This window comes from Xylanimonas oleitrophica (assembly GCF_003244315.1).
GTDB lineage: Bacteria > Actinomycetota > Actinomycetes > Actinomycetales > Cellulomonadaceae > Xylanimonas_A > Xylanimonas_A oleitrophica.
This window is the reverse complement of record NZ_QKWH01000021.1, coordinates 1-16,594: the sequence shown is the minus strand read 5'-3', so window position 1 is coordinate 16,594 and position 16,594 is coordinate 1. Positions and strand designations below refer to the sequence as shown.

Annotated in this window: 14 protein-coding genes; 3 read left to right on the top strand and 11 right to left on the bottom strand. The window is 75.6% G+C overall.

All coding sequences use genetic code 11. The features are described from left to right. Window positions 1–106: 106 nt before the first annotated feature. The 3 genes from DNL40_RS16005 to DNL40_RS15995 all read right to left on the bottom strand — a co-directional run bounded on the left by DNL40_RS16005 (window position 107) and on the right by DNL40_RS15995 (window position 2,957). On the bottom strand, window positions 107–661 hold the full coding sequence (locus tag DNL40_RS16005) for a DUF6912 family protein (RefSeq protein ID WP_111252265.1): 555 nt from the start codon (window positions 659–661) through the stop codon (window positions 107–109). A gap of 80 nt (window positions 662–741) precedes the next feature. Then, window positions 742–2,301, bottom strand: a complete 1,560-nt coding sequence (locus DNL40_RS16000) for a hypothetical protein (protein ID WP_111252264.1) — start codon at window positions 2,299–2,301, stop codon at window positions 742–744. Further along, window positions 2,301–2,957 carry a CpaB family protein gene (locus DNL40_RS15995; protein ID WP_111252263.1) on the bottom strand — a complete coding sequence of 219 codons (657 nt, stop codon included), beginning with the start codon at window positions 2,955–2,957 and terminating at the stop codon, window positions 2,301–2,303. The genes DNL40_RS16000 and DNL40_RS15995 overlap by 1 nt, the downstream gene beginning before the upstream one ends. A gap of 212 nt (window positions 2,958–3,169) precedes the next feature. Between DNL40_RS15995 and DNL40_RS15990 the strand changes: the two genes are divergently transcribed. Next, complete coding sequence (locus tag DNL40_RS15990; protein ID WP_111252262.1) at window positions 3,170–3,379, top strand: helix-turn-helix domain-containing protein; 210 nt, start codon at window positions 3,170–3,172, stop codon at window positions 3,377–3,379. Between the two features lie 20 nt (window positions 3,380–3,399). On the opposite strand, the gene DNL40_RS15985 is transcribed toward DNL40_RS15990, so the two are convergent. Then, the gene (locus DNL40_RS15985) at window positions 3,400–4,077 is read right to left on the bottom strand and encodes a hypothetical protein (RefSeq protein ID WP_245886000.1); all 678 of its coding nucleotides are present in this window, start codon (window positions 4,075–4,077) and stop codon (window positions 3,400–3,402) included. Between the two features lie 44 nt (window positions 4,078–4,121). Here DNL40_RS15985 and DNL40_RS15980 point away from each other — a divergent pair, with 44 nt between their 5' ends. Both DNL40_RS15980 and DNL40_RS15975 read left to right on the top strand, forming a co-directional pair. Further along, window positions 4,122–5,324 carry a LysM peptidoglycan-binding domain-containing protein gene (locus DNL40_RS15980; RefSeq protein WP_111252261.1) on the top strand — a complete coding sequence of 401 codons (1,203 nt, stop codon included), beginning with the start codon at window positions 4,122–4,124 and terminating at the stop codon, window positions 5,322–5,324. 94 nt (window positions 5,325–5,418) lie between these two features. After that, entirely contained in the window at window positions 5,419–5,982 is a 564-nt protein-coding gene (locus DNL40_RS15975; protein WP_111252260.1) for an Rv3235 family protein, read from the top strand. An 86-nt stretch (window positions 5,983–6,068) separates the two neighbouring features. On the opposite strand, the gene secA is transcribed toward DNL40_RS15975, so the two are convergent. The 7 genes from secA to mtrA form a co-directional block, all read right to left on the bottom strand. Beyond that, a complete protein-coding gene (gene secA / locus DNL40_RS15970) occupies window positions 6,069–9,038 on the bottom strand; it encodes a preprotein translocase subunit SecA (RefSeq protein WP_111252259.1) in 2,970 nt (989 codons plus the stop codon). 205 nt (window positions 9,039–9,243) lie between these two features. After that, window positions 9,244–10,572 (bottom strand): winged helix-turn-helix domain-containing protein, encoded by a 1,329-nt coding sequence (locus DNL40_RS15965; protein ID WP_111252258.1) that lies wholly within the window; start codon window positions 10,570–10,572, stop codon window positions 9,244–9,246. Window positions 10,573–10,621: 49 nt separating this feature from the next. Next, window positions 10,622–11,275, bottom strand: a complete 654-nt coding sequence (gene hpf / locus DNL40_RS15960; protein WP_111252257.1) for a ribosome hibernation-promoting factor, HPF/YfiA family — start codon at window positions 11,273–11,275, stop codon at window positions 10,622–10,624. Window positions 11,276–11,461: 186 nt separating this feature from the next. Next, window positions 11,462–12,322, bottom strand: a complete 861-nt coding sequence (locus tag DNL40_RS15955) for a ComF family protein (RefSeq protein ID WP_245885999.1) — start codon at window positions 12,320–12,322, stop codon at window positions 11,462–11,464. A gap of 142 nt (window positions 12,323–12,464) precedes the next feature. Next, window positions 12,465–14,177 (bottom strand): LpqB family beta-propeller domain-containing protein, encoded by a 1,713-nt coding sequence (locus tag DNL40_RS15950; RefSeq protein WP_111252256.1) that lies wholly within the window; start codon window positions 14,175–14,177, stop codon window positions 12,465–12,467. Then, window positions 14,174–15,895, bottom strand: a complete 1,722-nt coding sequence (gene mtrB / locus DNL40_RS15945) for an MtrAB system histidine kinase MtrB (RefSeq protein ID WP_425450795.1) — start codon at window positions 15,893–15,895, stop codon at window positions 14,174–14,176. Before mtrB ends, DNL40_RS15950 begins: the two co-directional genes overlap by 4 nt. Then, complete coding sequence (gene mtrA, locus DNL40_RS15940; RefSeq protein WP_111252255.1) at window positions 15,892–16,572, bottom strand: MtrAB system response regulator MtrA; 681 nt, start codon at window positions 16,570–16,572, stop codon at window positions 15,892–15,894. The genes mtrB and mtrA overlap by 4 nt, the downstream gene beginning before the upstream one ends. Between the last annotated feature and the right edge of the window lie 22 nt (window positions 16,573–16,594).

The window sequence follows — 16,594 nt, the reverse complement described above, 5'->3', positions numbered from 1 at the left end:
TCGGTAACCCACGACTTTCATAGCGAGGCCCCGTCCCAGCGACCCAGGGCTACGCCCCAGACCCCCATACCGTCTGACGGCGGCCCTCCGGCTGACGCGGCGCTTCTCAGGGGCGTGGGATCGCGGGGATCTCGCTCGGGTCGTACCAGAGCAGGTCACGGTCCGTGACCCGCTGGAGCGCGTCGTCGAACGCGCCCTGAGACTCCTGCGCGACGCCGCCCGAGGCGTCCGCGTCGCTCTCCTCGTCGGCGGCCCGCAGCACGTCCGCGACGTCCTCCGCCGCCTCCGGCTCGTCCACGTGCACGGCCACCAGGGCCGTCCCGGGCAGGTCCCGGGAGACCTGCACCCGCGAGGGCACGTCGGCGCCGCCCTCGACGCCGCCCGCCGGCACCACGACCGCGTCGTCGGGCACCTCGACGGTGACCACCACGCGCAGCGGCACCGCCCCGCCCGCCGAACCCGCGAGGCGCACCAGCGAGTCGTGGGCGGCCGCGAGGAACGCGTGCCACTCGAGCCCCTCGACGTCCTCCCCGGGCAGGGACGCCGCCAGCGCCGGGGTGACGGCGTGGGCGGTCCCGGCGGGCACGGTCCAGGAGGCGGCCGTGGCGGAGACGACGGCGGGCTCGAGGTCGTCGAGCGTGGCAGGCACGTACAGGCGCATGTGCACAGTCTGCCGTGCCGGGCCGTGCGACCCGGTGCGCGTGGCCGTGTCGCCGCCTGCCGCCGCGAGGCCGGTCCGGCTCAGCCGACCGGCACGCCGGCACGCAGACGCTCGGCCACCGCGGCGATCGCGGTGCGGGCCGGCGAGGCCGGCGCGTGCTCGGCAAGCGTCCGGCCTGCGAGCAGGGCGGCATCGAGCGCCGGCTGGTCGTCGGGCACCACGACGACGTCCTCCAGCCCGGCATAGCGGGCCATCGCCTCCCGGACGGCTGCCTCGGGCCGAGGACCCACCGCGGAAGCCCGGGCGCGGTTGACGACGACGGCCGCGGGCCGCCCCACCGGGACGGACACCTCCCGGAGCTCCTCCAGGCCGCGCACGAGACGCTGGATGCCGACCGGGTCCGCGGCGCCGACCACCACCACGGCGTCGGCGGCTGCGAGCGCCGCGAGGGTGGCGGCGTTGCGCTGCGGGGCATGGGTGTCATACATGAGCAGCTCGTCCGTCTCGAGCAGGGCGGCGGTGTCCACCACGGTCCAGGCGGCGAGCTCGCGGGCCCGTTCGAGGACCACCTCGAGGGAGGAGCCGGGCAGCTCCGGCCACCGGGCCGCCCGGGTCAGGCCGGTCAGCACGCGCAGGTTCGGGGCGACGAAGGGGCTGTGCCGCGCGAGGGTGGGCAGGTCGAGCGTCCCCTGCCCGGCGGCGCGCGCGACGGCGGCGATGCCGGGCGCGTCGTCCAGGAGGCCGAGGCGCACGGACAGCGAGGAGCCGTAGGTGTCCGCGTCGACCAGGAGGGCCGGCCGCGGGTCGGCGGCCGGGTGGGGTGCGCCGGCCGTGCTGCCGGCCGCAGCGGAGCCTGGCCCGGTCTCGGAGGGGGCGCCCGACGCGGAGGCCGGCGCGACAGCGGGCGCGGCGGCCGCACGCGTGCCGCGCCGCCCTCGCCGGGACGCCGCGCCCGCCAGCCCTGCCAGCTCGGCGGCCAGCTCGAGCGCCACCGTGGAGCGGCCCGGGGCACCGACCGGCCCCCAGACGGCCACGACGCGCCCGGGGGCGTCGTCCCCCTGCGCTGCGCCCTCCTCCGGTGCGTCGTCGCGGGGCGCGTCCGCTCGGGGGCGGGCCTCGGCCCGCGCTCCGGGGTGCGGGCCGTCACCGGCCTCGTCCGCTCCCTCGGGTCCGGCCGTGCCTGCGGCGTCCGCGGCCTCCGCGGTACCCGGCCCGGTGCCGGCCGGGGCGACCGGCAGCGCCCCGGTCGCCGGCCGGTCGCTCCGGCCTGCGGGCAGCGCTGTCGCGGCGTCACGCACCACGCCGGCCAGGCGTGCCACGACCGCCGGGCCGACGACGCCCTCGACCACCACGTCGGCGCCCAGCGCCCGCAGCCGGTCGGGGGCCGCGCCGTCGGCGAGCGCCACGACGCGGACGTCGGCCGCGTGCAGGCGGGCGACGGTCTCGCGGTCCAGGCCGGGCAGGTCGCCGGAGACGAGCGCGACGGCACCGGCGCCCGCCTGGGCGCCGGCGAGGAGCTCGACCACGTCCCCGCACCGGCGGGTGACGAGGACGTTCGCGCCGGGCTCGCCGAGGGCGAGGACGACGTCGGTCTCGGCCGCCCCGCGGACGGCGCACAGCACGGTGACCGTGGCGGCCATCAGGACGCGTTCCCCGCGGCCGGCACCACCGTCACGCTGCCGTCGGCCCCCAGCGCCCCGAGCACGGAGGGGAGCTCGTCGGTGGGGACCAGCACGTGGAGCGTCGCGGTGGACCCGACCACGAGCCCGGTCGAGGCGGCGTCGACCTGCTCGACCAGCACGCCCTCGACGACCGACCGCGGCTGGGGCGCCTCGGTGCCGGGGGTGCGGGCGGGAGCGGGGACGAACCAGAGGTCCACGACGCGACCCTTGCGGATCCGGTCGGAGAGGCCGCCGCTGACGGGGACCGCGACCGACCGCAGGTCGACGTCGGCCGCCGCTCCGACGGCCGAGCGCGCCACCAGCTCGCCCGGCTGCACCACCCGGGTGACGACGGCGTCCGCGGGCAGCGGCGTGTCGGCGGGCAGGTACAGGTCGGCCCCGCCGCCGAGGCGCACGTCGACGGTGCGCAGGGCGGCCGCCGACAGCGGCTCGCCGGGGGTGAGCGGGGCGTCCGCCGCCCACACCGGGACCGTGCGCGAGGCGGCGGACACGGCCCACGACCCGAGGGCCACGGCGAGGGCGACGAGCACGACGCCGACGACGAGCCGCGGGTCGCGCCAGGTGGGTCGCCGCAGACGGGCCGCCACGGGCGCAGGGAGGGTCTCGGAGGTCACGGCTGTCTCTTCCTCGCAGGGATCACAGGGATCGCAGGGGCACGGCGGGCACACGGGGCCGACATACGGGCTGACGCGTGGCTGGTGGCATGGCTGACACGTGCCAGGTCGGCAGCGGACATCATGGCGCACCCAGAGCGCCCAGCACACATCGGGTGTGGACAACCGCGTCCCAGCGTCCTGTGCGTACGTCGCTGTGCGAGACTGACGGCATGGCCGCCCGATTCCTCTCTCTCGCCGAGGTCGAGGAGATGCTGAACATCTCCGCGCGCCAGGCCTACGCGCTCGTGCGCAGCGGGGAGCTGCCGGCGATCCAGATCGGCGGCAAGGGCGTGTGGCGGGTGGAGGCGAGCGAGCTCGAGGCCTACATCGAGCGCCAGTACGCCCGTACCCGCGAGCGCATCGCCTCGGGCGAGGTGTAGCCGCCGCCCCCTCGGGGGTGTCACGTCTGGCTGACGCGCAGCAGCGCGGCGAACGGGACGACACGCAGCCGTGCGGGCACGCGGTCGGTCTCCTCGAGGTCGAGGTGGTCCTTGCCCACCCTCGCCAGCCGACCGACGGCCTGCCCCGCCGCCGTGCGCACCACGACGCGCGCGCGGTCCCGCTGGAGCCCCCGCAGCACCGTGCCCAGGCCGAGGGCGTCGGTGCGGGCCATGGAGGCCACCGCTGCCCGCCCGAGCCCCGTCACGCCCGTGACGGCCGCCAGCGGGACGAGGTGCTCCACCCTGCCGCCCGCGCCGCGCCCCTCCAGGAGCACCCATGCCGCGGCGGTGCGGCGGACGACGCCCTGGACCGCCTCCCCGTCGCGCAGCTCGAGGGTGAGCGGCGCACCGAGGGCGGCCCGGAGGCGGTCGGCGAGCGGGATGCTGGCGTGCTCGGCCCGCGTGAGCTCGGCGACGGCGCCGTCGCGCTCCGCCTGCTCCTGCGCGGCGAGCTGGGCCTCGAGGTCGGCGAACAGCAGCTCCCAGCGTGCGGGCCCGTCGATGGTCGTCGCCTCCTTCGTCCTGGCGCGCGGTGCGCCGTCGTCGCGGCGCCCAGGGTGCCATGCCCGACGGCGGACCAGCAGCACGCTGTAGACATCATGCGTCGCTTGTGGTTGTCTTCCGTCATCAAACGACATCAAACGTCATCACCGGGACAGGTGGGACGGGGACGGAGCACACGGTGGGCACACGCACGGCACGCCCGGCAGGCACTCCCGGCCAGAGCGTGGGAGCGCTGCTCGCCCTGACCCTCGGGCTCGGCACGGCCGCCGTCCTGCTCGGCACCCGTGCCACCACCACGGCGCCTGCGGCACTCTCCCCCGCCGCTCGCGTGGAGGACTGGGTGGAGCTCGCCGTGGTCGGTGGCACCGCGCTGGCCGCCGCCTGGGTCGCGCTCGGCGCCCTCCTCGGGCTCGCCGTGGTCGCCGCCTCCGGCGTGGGCGTGCGCTGGCGCGCCGGGGAGGCCGCCGTCGCCCGGCTGGCCCCCGGCGTCGTGCGCCGCCTCGTCCGCGCCGGCGTCGGGATGGGCGTGGGGGTCGGCCTGGCCCTCGGCCCCACCGCGGCGTTCGCCAGCGAGGCACCAGCCCACGGCAGCGACGACGGGGCCTCGACCCCTGTCACCCTGGACCTGGCCTGGCAGCCCACCACGCCCGCCACCACCGCGAGCAGCACCGCGAGCAGCACCACGACCAGCACCGCCGACGACGGCCAGCCTCCCGTGAGCGCGGGAGACGTCGACGCTGCGGCCAGCACGGCCCACGACCCGGCCGGCGTCACCCGGCCCGGCCCCGCCGCCTCCCCTGAGGGCACCGCCGCGGTGCCCCCGCCCGGCCAGCAGCACCCGGCCGAGGCGCGCACCGTCGGCGCGAGCACCCCGACCGACGGGCAGGAGGGCACCCGGCCTCGGCCGGACGCGCCGACCCCGGCGTCGGTTCCGGGGGGAGCGGCGGCGACGACGGCCACCGGCACCACGAGCATCGGCACCACGAGCACGACGGGCTCCGCCGTCGCGGGCACCACGGCCGTGTCCTCACCGCCCGCCGGCACCTCCTCGTCGTCGCCGCCCGCCACCGAGCCGAACCCGTCGGGCACCGCGGGAGCGCCGGCACCGGCGACCGGCACCGCCTCGCCCGTGAGCACCAGCCCGGGCGAGAGCACGGGCACCGACGCACGCACGTCTACCCGCGAGGTCGGCCCTGACGGCACCCTCGTGGTGCTGCGCGGCGACACCCTGTGGGACATCGCCGCCCGGGCGCTCGGCGGCACCCCGACCGACGCCCAGATCCTCGCGGAGACCGTGCGCTGGCACGACGTGAACCGCGACGTGATCGGCGCGGACCCCGACGTCATCCTCCCCGGGCAGGTGCTCCGGGCCCCGGCCTGACACCCGCCTCACCGCGCCTGATGGCGCCGCCGTACTTGCCGCCGTCGCGCCGGCCCGCCCGTCGCACCTCTGCCGCCCCCTGCTGGAGGACCTCATGAGCACGCTCTCCCCCACCACCACGAACCACGGCCCGGCGTCCCGCCGCCCCCTGCGCGTGGGTCCCGTCCCACCCGCTCCAGGCCGTCGCGTCGAGCCGAGCGTGCGTCCTCCGCGGGTGCGCACGGTGCGCCTGGGCACCGACCGGCGCCTGCCGGTGGAGGTCGACGAGATGCAGGAGGCCGCCGCCGCACGCCCCGTCGTCGAACGCCCGGCCGCGCCGCTCCCGGACCCGACGGCGATGTGCTGCGCGGTGGTGCGCGCGGCCGCCGAGGTGCTGCGCGGCGACCGACCGGCGGCACAGCTGACCCGCTGGGTGACCCCCGTCGTGCTGGACCAGCTCACGGAGCGCGCCCGCCTGGTGCGCGAGGCGCCGGCCAGCACGACCGCCCAGCCTGCGGGGCGCCGTCCGGTGCAGGTGCGGCGCGTGCGGCTCGAGCGGCACGGCGAGAGCGCCGAGGCGACGGTGGTCCTCGACGACGGCGGCCGGGTGCGTGCCGCAGCCGTGCGGCTGGAGGCCCGGCGCGGGCAGTGGAGGGTCGCCGTGCTGGAGCTCGGCTGACGACGGCGCACTGACGACGGCGCACTGACGGCGAGAGCCCCCACCGGGACCCGGTGGGGGCTCTCGCCGTCAGCGGCGGGGAGGTGTCAGACCTCGTTCACCCCGTGGCACACCTTGTACTTCTTGCCCGAGCCGCACGGGCACTGGGCGTTGCGGGGCGTGCCGGGGAAGGACCGACCGTCGCTCTCCGGCGCCTGCGCCTCGCCGTGCAGCGCCCGGCGCGAGCGGGCGGCGTCGCCACCGCCCACGGCGGAGCCGTCCTCGCCGGGGCCGCTGAACGACAGCGGGACCTGGCGCGGGGGACCGTCCAGGCCGTTGCCGACCAGCACGGGCTCGCCCTGGGAGGCCGCGGCCGCCGGTCGGCCGCCCGGCGTGGACTCGGCCACCGCGGCGACCTGCGGGTCCTGCGCGGCAGCCGCCGCGGGCGAGCCCGCCGGGGGCTCCGCGGGCGCCTGCTGGCCGGTGGGGGCCGGGGGCACGGTGAGCGCCGGGGCCGCCTGGGCCGTGGCCGCGGCGCTGGCAGCGGTCACCGTCGGGGCGCCGTCGGCCCCCTGCTGCTGCACCTGGACCTCGAGGTTGAACAGGAAGCCGACGGACTCTTCCTTGATGGCCTCGGTCATGGCCTGGAAGAGCAGGTAGCCCTCGCGCTGGTACTCGACCAGCGGGTCGCGCTGGGCCATGGCTCGCAGGCCGATGCCCTCCTTGAGGTAGTCCATCTCGTAGAGGTGCTCGCGCCACTTGCGGTCCAGCACGGACAGCACGACGCGGCGCTCGAGCTGGCGCATCGCGGCCTCGCCGAGCTCCTCCTCGCGCGTCTGGTAGGCGACGCGGGCGTCGGACAGCAGCTCCTCGAGCACCATCTCGCGCGAGAGCCCGCCGATGCCGCCGGCCTCGCCCACCACGTCCTCGACGGTGATCGAGACGGGGTAGACCGAGCGCAGGGCCGTCCACAGGCCGTCCAGGTCCCACGACTCGGGGCTGCCCTCGGAGGTGGCGCCGTCCACGTACGCCGTGATGACGTCGGTGAGGAAGTGCTGCACCTGGTCCTGCAGGTCCTCGCCCTCGAGCACGCGGCGGCGCTCGGAGTAGATGACCTCGCGCTGGCGCGACAGGACGTCGTCGTACTTGAGGACGTTCTTGCGGATCTCGAAGTTGCGCGACTCGACCTGGGCCTGCGCGGACTGGATGCCGCGCGTGACCATCTTCGACTCGAGGGGCATGTCGTCCGGGAACCCGGCCCGGTTCATCATGGCCTCGGCCAGGTTCGAGTTGAACAGGCGCATGAGGTCGTCCTGCATCGACAGGTAGAACCGGGACTCGCCCGGGTCGCCCTGACGGCCGGAACGGCCGCGGAGCTGGTTGTCGATGCGGCGCGACTCGTGCCGCTCGGTGCCCAGCACGTACAGGCCGCCGAGCGCCTTGACCTCCTCGTGCTCGGCCTGCACGGCCTCCTTGGCCTTCTCGAGGACCTCGGGCCACACGGCCTCGTACTCCTCGGGGTTCTCCGCGGCGTCGTACCCGCGCTCGGCCATCTCCTGCACGGCGAGGAACTCCGCGTTGCCACCGAGCATGATGTCCGTACCGCGGCCGGCCATGTTGGTGGCCACGGTGACGGCGCCCTTGCGGCCGGCGAGCGCCACGACCGACGCCTCGCGCTCGTGCTCCTTGGCGTTGAGCACCGAGTGCGGCACGCCGGCCTTGCGCAGCAGGTTCGAGAGGTACTCGGACTTCTCGACGCTGGTGGTGCCGACCAGGACCGGCTGCCCCTTGGCGTGGCGCTCGACGATGTCGTCGACGACGGCGTTGAACTTGCCCTCCTCGTTCTTGTAGACGAGGTCGGGCTGGTCGATGCGCTGCATGGGCCGGTTCGTGGGGATGGGCACGACGCCGAGCTTGTAGGTGCCCTGGAACTCGGCGGCCTCGGTCTCGGCCGTACCGGTCATGCCGGCGAGCTTGTCGTAGAGGCGGAAGTAGTTCTGCAGCGTGATCGTGGCGAGCGTCTGGTTCTCGGCCTTGATCTGCACGCCCTCCTTGGCCTCGATGGCCTGGTGCATGCCCTCGTTGTAGCGGCGACCGGGCAGGATGCGGCCGGTGTGCTCGTCGACGATCATGACCTCGCCGCTCATGACGACGTAGTCCTTGTCGCGCTTGAACAGCTCCTTGGCCTTGATCGCGTTGTTGAGGAACCCGATCAGGGGCGTGTTGAGCGACTCGTAGAGGTTGTCGATGCCGAGGTAGTCCTCGACCTTGGCGATGCCCGGCTCGAGCACGCCCACGGTCCGCTTCTTCTCGTCGACCTCGTAGTCGGTGCCGAGGTTGAGGCGGCGCACCACCTTGGCGAACTCGTTGTACCAGCGGTTGGCGTCACCGGAGGCCGGGCCGGAGATGATGAGCGGCGTGCGGGCCTCGTCGATGAGGATCGAGTCCACCTCGTCCACGATGGCGAAGTGGTGGCCGCGCTGGACCAGGTCGTCGGTCGACCACGCCATGTTGTCGCGCAGGTAGTCGAAGCCGAACTCGTTGTTGGTGCCGTAGGTGATGTCGGCGGCGTACTGCTCGCGGCGCTCTGCCGGCGTCTGGCCCGACAGGATGACGCCCGTGCTCATCCCGAGGAACCGGTAGACGCGGCCCATGAGCTCGCCCTGGTACTTGGCCAGGTAGTCGTTGGTGGTGACGACGTGGACGCCCTTGCCCTCGAGGGCGTTGAGGTAGGCGGCGGTGGTGGCCACGAGGGTCTTGCCCTCACCGGTCCGCATCTCGGCGATGTTGCCCAGGTGCAGGGCGGCGCCGCCCATGAGCTGCACGTCGAAGTGGCGCTGGCCGAGCGTGCGGCGCGCGGCCTCGCGCACCGTGGCGAACGCCTCCGGGAGGAGGTCGTCGAGCTTCTCGCCGTGCGCCAGCCGCTCCTTGAAGCGGCCCGTCTCCTCACGCAGCTCCTCGTCGGTCAGCTCCTGAAAGCTGGGCTCCAGGCTGTTGACCTGCTGGGCGAGCCCGTGCAGCTTCTTGACGATCCGGCCCTCGCCGAGCCGAAGGACCTTCTCGAGGATCGCAGGCACGCAGTTCTCCTAGTCGGTCGCGCCCGGCCGGCGGCCGGCCGTGCGTCCATGTCGGTGTCCGTGAGCCCGCCGGGCTGAGCCGGCGTGGTGACCTCCGGACGCGGGACGACGGAGTCGTTCCCTGGGTCACACCCGAACCATCGTAGGCCCCCGAGCCTGGGCTCCGGGCCTGGTTCGCCGTGGGGCGAACGGGACGGCCGCCGCGTCATGCCCGCCGGAGCGCCGCGGCCAGCACCGTCGTCAGCTCCGGGGCGAGATCGCCCGCCGGCGCGACCGTGACGTCGCCGAGACCCAGCCACCGTGCCACGAGGAGCAGCTCGGCGGCCAGCCGCGCGGCCGTGCGCGGCCGGTCGCCCGCGTCGAGGTGCGGCTCGGCGTGCGCGGACTGCACCCGCAGCACCCCGGCGCCGGCGGCCGCCTGCCGGTCCGCCTTGAGGTCCACGCGGGCGGTGACGCGCTCGCCCTCGAGGAACGGCAGCACGTAGTAGCCGTGCACGCGCTGGGCTGCCGGCACGTAGATCTCGATGCGGTAGGTGGTGCCGAACAGCTCCTCGAGCCGGGTGCGCTCGAACACCAGGGGGTCGAACGGGCTCAGCAGCGCCGCCGCCTCCGCCCGGCGCGGCACCGCAGCGTCCCGGTGCAGGTACCAGGGGCCACGCAGGCCCTCGACGTCGACCGGCACCAGCACGCCGTCCTCGACCAGCTCCGCGGCACCGCGGCGGGCCAGGGCGACGGTGCCGCCGCGGCGCAGCCGGAAGTAGTCCCTCAGGTCGCGCAGGGTGCCGACACCGTGGGCGCGCGCGCCGATCGCCAGGAGCTCGCGCACGGCGTCGGCCTCCGACGGCGCGGGCTGAGCCAGCACCTGCGGCGGCAGCACCCGCTCGGGCAGGTCGTAGCGGCGCTCGAACGCGGTGGTGCGCCCGGCGGCGACCACCTCCCCCGTGAAGAAGAGGTACTCGAGCACCTGCTTGGCGGCGGTCCAGTTCCACCCCCAGTCCACCTTGTCGGGGCGGCCCGCTCCCCCGGCTGCCTCGAGCAGGTCGTGCACCTGCCCGGCGGTGACCGGGCCCTGGGCGGCGACGATCTCGCGCACCAGCGCCAGCTCGCGGGGGTGCTGCTGCGGCACCCGCGCGATGGAGCCCCAGGCGTGGTCGCGGTAGGCGCGCCGTCGCCACTCCAGCAGCGGCCACGTCTCGACGGGCACGAACGACGCCTCGTGCGCCCACGCCTCGACCAGGCGCCGCGGCGCCCGCGAGTGCAGACGGTCGAGCAGCCCGACGTCGTACGGGCCCAGACGGGAGAAGAGGGGCACCAGGTGGGCGCGGGCCAGCACGTTGACCGAGTCGATCTGCAGCAGCCCCAGGCGCCGCACGGCCGCCGTGACCTGTCGCAGCCCCGGGCCGTCGGGCCCTGCGGTCGGGCGGGGCCGGTGCAGCCCCTGGGCGGCGAGCGCCACGCGGCGCGCCTGGCGGAGCGTCAGCCGTTCGGGGCGGCGAGGCCGGGCGGGCGTGGAGACGGCGGTGGCGGCGGTCACCCGGTCAGGGTGCCCGCCGCCACCGACACGCGCGCAGGTCCGGCTCAGGTCAGGTCAGGTCGCTGACCGGTTCCAGGCCGTCGACCTTGGAGTCGAGCGTGATGACGCCGTACGTCCAGCCCTTGCGCTTGTAGACCGCCGACGGGCGGGCCGACTCCTTGTCGATGAAGAGGAAGAAGTCGTGCCCCACCATCTCCATCTGGTACACGGCGTCGTCCACCGTCATGGGCTCGGCGTGGTGGAGCTTCTGGCGGATCATCACCGGCGAGTCACCGAGCTGCTTCTCGACGGCGTCGCCGTCCTTCTCCAGCCGGGGTGTCTGCGGCTCGGGCTCCGGCTCGGCGGCCTGGACCGCGTCGTAGGAGCGCACGTCCACCGGGGCCAGCACGTAGTTGCGGCGGTGGTCCTTGCGGCGGTCACGCGTGCGTCGCAGCCGTTCCACGAGCTTGTCGAGGGCGATGTCCAGGGCCGCGTTGCGGTCGTCCGCGGCCGCCTCCGCCCGGATCACGGGCCCCTTGGCGCGGACGGTGAGCTCGACACGCTCGCTCACGTCCGCCAGCTTGGGGTTGGCCTCGTGCGTGACCTCGACGTCCACGCGCTGCGCCGTGGGCGCCAGCTGCGTGATCTTGTCGAGCTTGCTCTGCACGTGGCTGCGGAACCGGTCCGTCACGTCCGTGTGCCTGCCGACGACGACGATCTCCATCGTGATCCTCCACTCTGCGGGAGCGCCCGCCCCCTGCGGGCGCCCGGTGTGATCTGCTCTGCGGCGTCCGTGCGGACGCCGGTCTCGGCACCACCTCCGTGGGGCGCCCGGGCCGTGACCCGGGGCGTGCGGTCGGTACCGGGAGAGGCCGTCCTCTCCCGGTGGCTACCCAGGTTAGCGCGCAGGTCATGGGGGCGACAGCGCAGGGCGCGGCCTGTCGCCGATCGATCCCGTCCGGGTCTCGTGAAGGTCTCGTGGGCGCGGGCGGGCACGCTCTCCCGGGGCGGGCGTGGCGGCCAGCACGAGCGCCCCGACGACGTCGGCCCCGGCCTGCCCGAGGGCCCGCTCCGCGGCGGCGAGCGTGGCACCGGTGGTGACGACGTCGTCGACCAGCAGGCACACGGGGGCGCCCTGCCCGCCGGCCCGAGCCCTCGCGCGGTCCAGGGCCCCGGCGTCGACGCGCACCGCGACGTTGCCGCCGCGCGCCCGGGCGCCCAGGCCCACCTGGTCACCGCCCCGACCGCGGCGCAGCACGGGGGCGACGCGCCCGCCGAGGGCACCTGCGACGGCGCGGGCGACGGGAGCCAGGTGCTCGCGGGCGCGCTCGCGCCGGGCTGCCGCCGTGGACGGCGCCGGCACCACCAGCAGCGGCCGGGCCCCGACGGCGGTGCCCACGGCCGGCGCGAGCCGTGCGGCCGCGGCGTGCGTCGCAGGGGCCAGCAGCCGGTCGAGGTCGGTGCGTCCTCGGTCCTTCCACGCCACGACCAGGCCCCGGACCCCGCCCTCGTAACGGGACAGCGCCCACACGGGCAGCGGGGCGACGTCGTCGACCCGGTCCAGGCGCGGTACCTGCGTCTCGACGCGCCGCGCGCCGCCCGTCACGAGCCGGGCGCAGCCCGCGCACCAGGGCACGTCGGGCGTGCCGCAGCCCGGGCACGCGACGGGCACCACGAGGCGGGCGAGGTCGCCCAGCGCGGCACGGACCGGGCCGGGCGGGACGTCGGGGCGGGAGGACGGCCGGTGGCCGCGGCCTGCGTGAGAGCGCACGGCGGCAGTCTGGCGCGGGAGCGGCGGCGGCACGGGCCGTCCGGGGGAGCCTGTGGACGGCCGGGCACGGCCGGGCACGCCTGTGGACGTCTGGGCACGCCTGGGGACGAGCCCGCGCGCGGGCCACCCTGCACCCCGGGCGTCAGCCCGGGTACGCCACCAGGTCCACGTGCTCGGCGAGCACCGGCCACAGCGCGGCCGACTGCCGCTGGTACAGCACGCCGTCGTCGTCGAGCGCGAGCGTGGTCGCCAGCCCCACCGAGGCGGTCACCGAGGCCGGTCCCGTGAGCCCCGCCACCTCGCGCGAGTGGGCACCGCCCACCCCCGCCAGGCCGCCCACGCCGCTGAGGAACAGGGTGCGGCCGCCGTCGTCGTCGTCCCCGAGCAGGCCCAGCACCGCCTCGTCCTGCCACACCGCCTGGGTGACGCCGTGCACCGAGGCCCCCACCGTCACGGGGTCGGTGAGGCTGGTCGGCACGCCCTGCGCGTCGCGCACGATGCCGGCCACCTGGACGGACGTGCCGCTCGTCCCGGACGTCACCACCGCGAGCCGTGCGCCGTCGGGCGAGACCCGCAACGACGTCACGGTGCGGTCCTCCAGCCACGGCGCGGTGACCGGGTAGCGGCTGCCCGAGGGCAGCACCACCTGGAGCGCCCCGCCGGGCACGCCGCTCCACACCGCGCGGTACCGGTCCACCGACGGCGCCACGAGGTCGGGCCCCTCCAGCAGCACCGTCTGCCGGCCGCCCGAGACCCGCACGATCCGGGCCGTGCCGTCCCGCACCACCACGGGGTCGGTCTGCGGGCCCGTGGCCAGCGCCGTCGGGTCCAGCCCGGAGAGATCGACGTCGAGATCCTCGGCGGCCGTGAGGCTGCGGCCCTCCACCCGCCACAGCCGCCCGTCGCGCACGGCCAGCGCCGGGCCCAGCGTGCGCGGGGCGCGCGGCACCGACACCCCTTCGGACCCGGCCAGCGGGCCGGTCGCGTCGAGCAGGTCGACGCGATAGCTGTGCCCGCCGCTGTCCGAGAGGGTGGCCTGGAGCTGGGCCCGGAACAGCGCGAGCTCCTGGCTGGTCGCGTCGGCGACCTGCTCGGTCAGGGTGACCTCGACGGTCCCCGCCGCGCCCACCGCCACGGCGTCGATCGCCAGCGAGGTGCCCTCAGGCAGCACGGACGTCACCGCTCCCCCGAGCCACTCGGGCGGCCCCGCGAGCACCTCGCGCACGGCGTTGGTGCGCCACGTCTGCTGCGGGAACCAGCGCACGTCCGGCACCCACGACTGCAGGTCGGGGGTCGGGAAGTACAGGCGCGTGTAGTGATAGGCCGAGGTGAACACCTGCGAGGGCACCATCAGGCCGTCGTCGAGCGACGAGATCCGCCACTGCCCGCCCGTGCGCGTCAGCTCGAACGTGACCTCGTGCGGCATCGGGGCCGGAGCCTCCGCGTACACGCCCCGCTCGTCCAGCGACGCGAGGATGCGGCCCGAGGCGCGCACCGTCGCCGTCGACGCCTCGGCGTCCACCGGTTCCACGGTGAGCTGTGGCGAGCCGTCGAGCACCACCACGCGGGCGTAGGGACGCCACGACGTGCCGGCGGTCTGCGTCAGGTACTCCTTGGCGACGCTGAACGGCGTCGACGACGTGGGGCCCGCCTGCGCCGCGAGCAGGAAGCCGCGCACGATCGCGTCCGGCTCGGCGTCGGACGCCGGTCCCACGGCGACCTGGCCGACGTCGGCGCCCTGCTCGACGTCCACCCGTCCCTCGCGCACCTTGCCGGTGCTGGGGATCGACGCGCAGGCGGACAGCAGGAGCACCAGCGCGGTCAGGGCCGCCACCAGCGTGCCGCGGGGGTTCATCGGGGCACCTCCATGCCGTCGGCGGGCTCTTCCAGCGGCAGCTCCGCCAGGTCGGGGATCGCCGACGGCGTCGGGCCGGTGGGCGGGTTGACCACCGGGATCTGTCCCGTCCGCACCGACGCGAGGCCCCGCGGCTCCGGCACCAGCGGCAGCGGCGGCTCCTCGAGGCGGATCCCGGCACGGCGCGGCAGCGTCAGCCGGAAGCTCGCCCCCTGGCCCGGCCGGCCCCAGGCCTCCAGGCGACCGGCGTGCAGGCGGGCGTCCTCCAGGGCGATCGCCAGCCCCAGGCCGCTGCCGCCCGTGGTGCGGGCGCGGGCCGGGTCGGCCCGCCAGAACCGGTCGAACACGTGGGCCACCTCCTGCGGCGTCATGCCGACACCGTGGTCGCGCACCACGACGGCGACGGCACGGTCGTCGCCACCCACGGTGATCTCCACCGGCCCGCCCTCGGCGTGCTCGACGGCGTTCACGACGAGGTTGCGCAGGATGCGCTCGACCCGGCGGGGGTCCACGTCGGCGGTGGCCGGCTGGTCGGGCAGCTCCACGGACAGGAAGACGCCCTTGCGCTCGGCGAGCGGCGTGGCCGTGTCCACCACCGCGGCGACGATGCCGGCCAGGTCGCGCTGCTCGACGTCGAGCACCGCCGCCCCGGCGTCGAACCGGGAGATCTCCAGCAGGTCGGCCAGCAGCTCCTCGAACCGGTCGAGCTGCGTCTGCAGCAGCTCCGCCGAGCGGCGGGCGGCGGGGTCCAGCTCGTCGCGCGAGGCGTGGATGACCTCGCTGGCCATGCGGATGGTGGTCAGCGGGGTGCGCAGCTCGTGGGAGACGTCCGAGACGAACCGGCGCTGCGCCGTCGAGAGGTCCTCCATGCGCCGGATCTGGTCCTGGAGGCTGGAGGCCATCTCGTTGAACGAGCGCGCCAGGGTGGCCATCTCGTCGTGCCCCTTGCCCGGCATACGCTCCGACAGGTGCCCGTCGGCCAGCCGGGCCGCGGTGGCCGCAGCCCGCCGCACCGGGGTGACCGCCTGCCGCGTCACCAGCCACGTGATCGCCCCCACGAGAGCGAGGATCGCCGCGCCGCCGAGCATCAGCGTGCGCTGGACGAACCGCAGCGTGTCCTGCTCGGGCTGCAGCGAGTACAGCAGGTACATGCCGAACCGTCCGGCGCTCGGCGGCTCCACCACGGAGCCGAACACGACGCCCGGCTCCGGGTGGCCGCTCGCGGTGTACGCCGCGGGGATCTGCACCGACTGCCACGTCTGGTGCTCCGAGTCGATCGTCGCGTCCCGCAGCTCCGGCGTCACCAGGCTCACCAGGCCCTGCGGCGAGCCGACGGCGTTGAGGCCCGCCGAGGCGGCGTCCCCCGCCGAGAGGAGGAACGCGCCGTCGGCGCTCGACGCCCCGCCCTGCAGACGGGCCACCGTCTGCAGCAGCAGCGCCTGCACGTCGGCCGTCGACGTCGAGGGCGACGACGAGAACGACTCGCGCACCTGCGCCGAGGCGCGGGTCGACTCCGCCGAGAGCTGCTGGACCCGCTGGTCGTACAGGCCGTCACGGATCGAGGTGGACAGGAACGTGCCGATCACGGCGACGGCGACGACGCCGATGGCGAGGGCGCTGGTGATGACCCGGGCCTGCATCGACGACCGCCACCCGTGCACGATCGCGCGGGTGCGCCGCAGGAGCCGGGTGCGCGCCCTGCGCCACAGGCTGGTCACCGAGGTGCGCCGGCCTTGTAGCCCACGCCGCGGACCGTCAGCACGACCTCGGGGTTCTCGGGGTCGCGCTCCACCTTCGAGCGCAGCCGCTGCACGTGCACGTTCACCAGGCGGGTGTCGGCCGAGTGCCGGTAGCCCCAGACCTTCTCCAGCAGCACCTCGCGGGTGAAGACCTGCCACGGCTTGCGCGCCAGCGCCACGAGCAGGTCGAACTCCAGCGGCGTGAGGCTGATGCGCTCGCCGTCACGGGTCACCGAGTGGCCCGTGACGTCGATCTCCAGGTCCCCCACCAGGAGCTTCTCCGGGCCCGGGTCCTCGGTGCGGCGCAGGCGCGCCCGGATGCGCGCCACCAGCTCCTTGGGCTTGAACGGCTTGGAGACGTAGTCGTCGGCGCCGGACTCCAGCCCCACCACCACGTCCACCGTGTCGCTCTTGGCGGTGAGCATGATGATCGGCACGCCGGACTCGGCGCGGATCTCGCGGCACACCTCCGTGCCGTCCTTGCCCGGGAGCATGAGGTCCAGGAGCACCAGGTCGGGCTGCGTCTGCCGGAACGCGGCGAGCGCCCCGTCACCGTCCGCGCAGAACGAGGGCTCGAACCCCTCGGTACGCAGCACGATGCCGATCATCTCTGCCAGGGCGGTGTCGTCGTCGACCACAAGCACACGCGACTTCATGGCCACAGTCTGCCAGGCTGGG

What these genes read in the sequence shown, in the direction of transcription:
- DNL40_RS16005 (WP_111252265.1), bottom strand. Translation starts at nt 661, where the DNA reads ATGCGCCTGTACGTGCCTGCCACGCTCGACGACCTCGAGCCCGCCGTC.
- DNL40_RS15990 (WP_111252262.1), top strand. Translation starts at nt 3,170, where the DNA reads ATGGCCGCCCGATTCCTCTCTCTCGCCGAGGTCGAGGAGATGCTGAAC.
- DNL40_RS15975 (WP_111252260.1), top strand. Translation starts at nt 5,419, where the DNA reads ATGAGCACGCTCTCCCCCACCACCACGAACCACGGCCCGGCGTCCCGC.
- mtrA (WP_111252255.1), bottom strand. Translation starts at nt 16,572, where the DNA reads ATGAAGTCGCGTGTGCTTGTGGTCGACGACGACACCGCCCTGGCAGAG.
- DNL40_RS16000 (WP_111252264.1), bottom strand. Translation starts at nt 2,301, where the DNA reads ATGGCCGCCACGGTCACCGTGCTGTGCGCCGTCCGCGGGGCGGCCGAG.
- hpf (WP_111252257.1), bottom strand. Translation starts at nt 11,275, where the DNA reads ATGGAGATCGTCGTCGTCGGCAGGCACACGGACGTGACGGACCGGTTC.
- DNL40_RS15985 (WP_245886000.1), bottom strand. Translation starts at nt 4,077, where the DNA reads ATGTCGTTTGATGACGGAAGACAACCACAAGCGACGCATGATGTCTAC.
- DNL40_RS15950 (WP_111252256.1), bottom strand. Translation starts at nt 14,177, where the DNA reads ATGAACCCCCGCGGCACGCTGGTGGCGGCCCTGACCGCGCTGGTGCTC.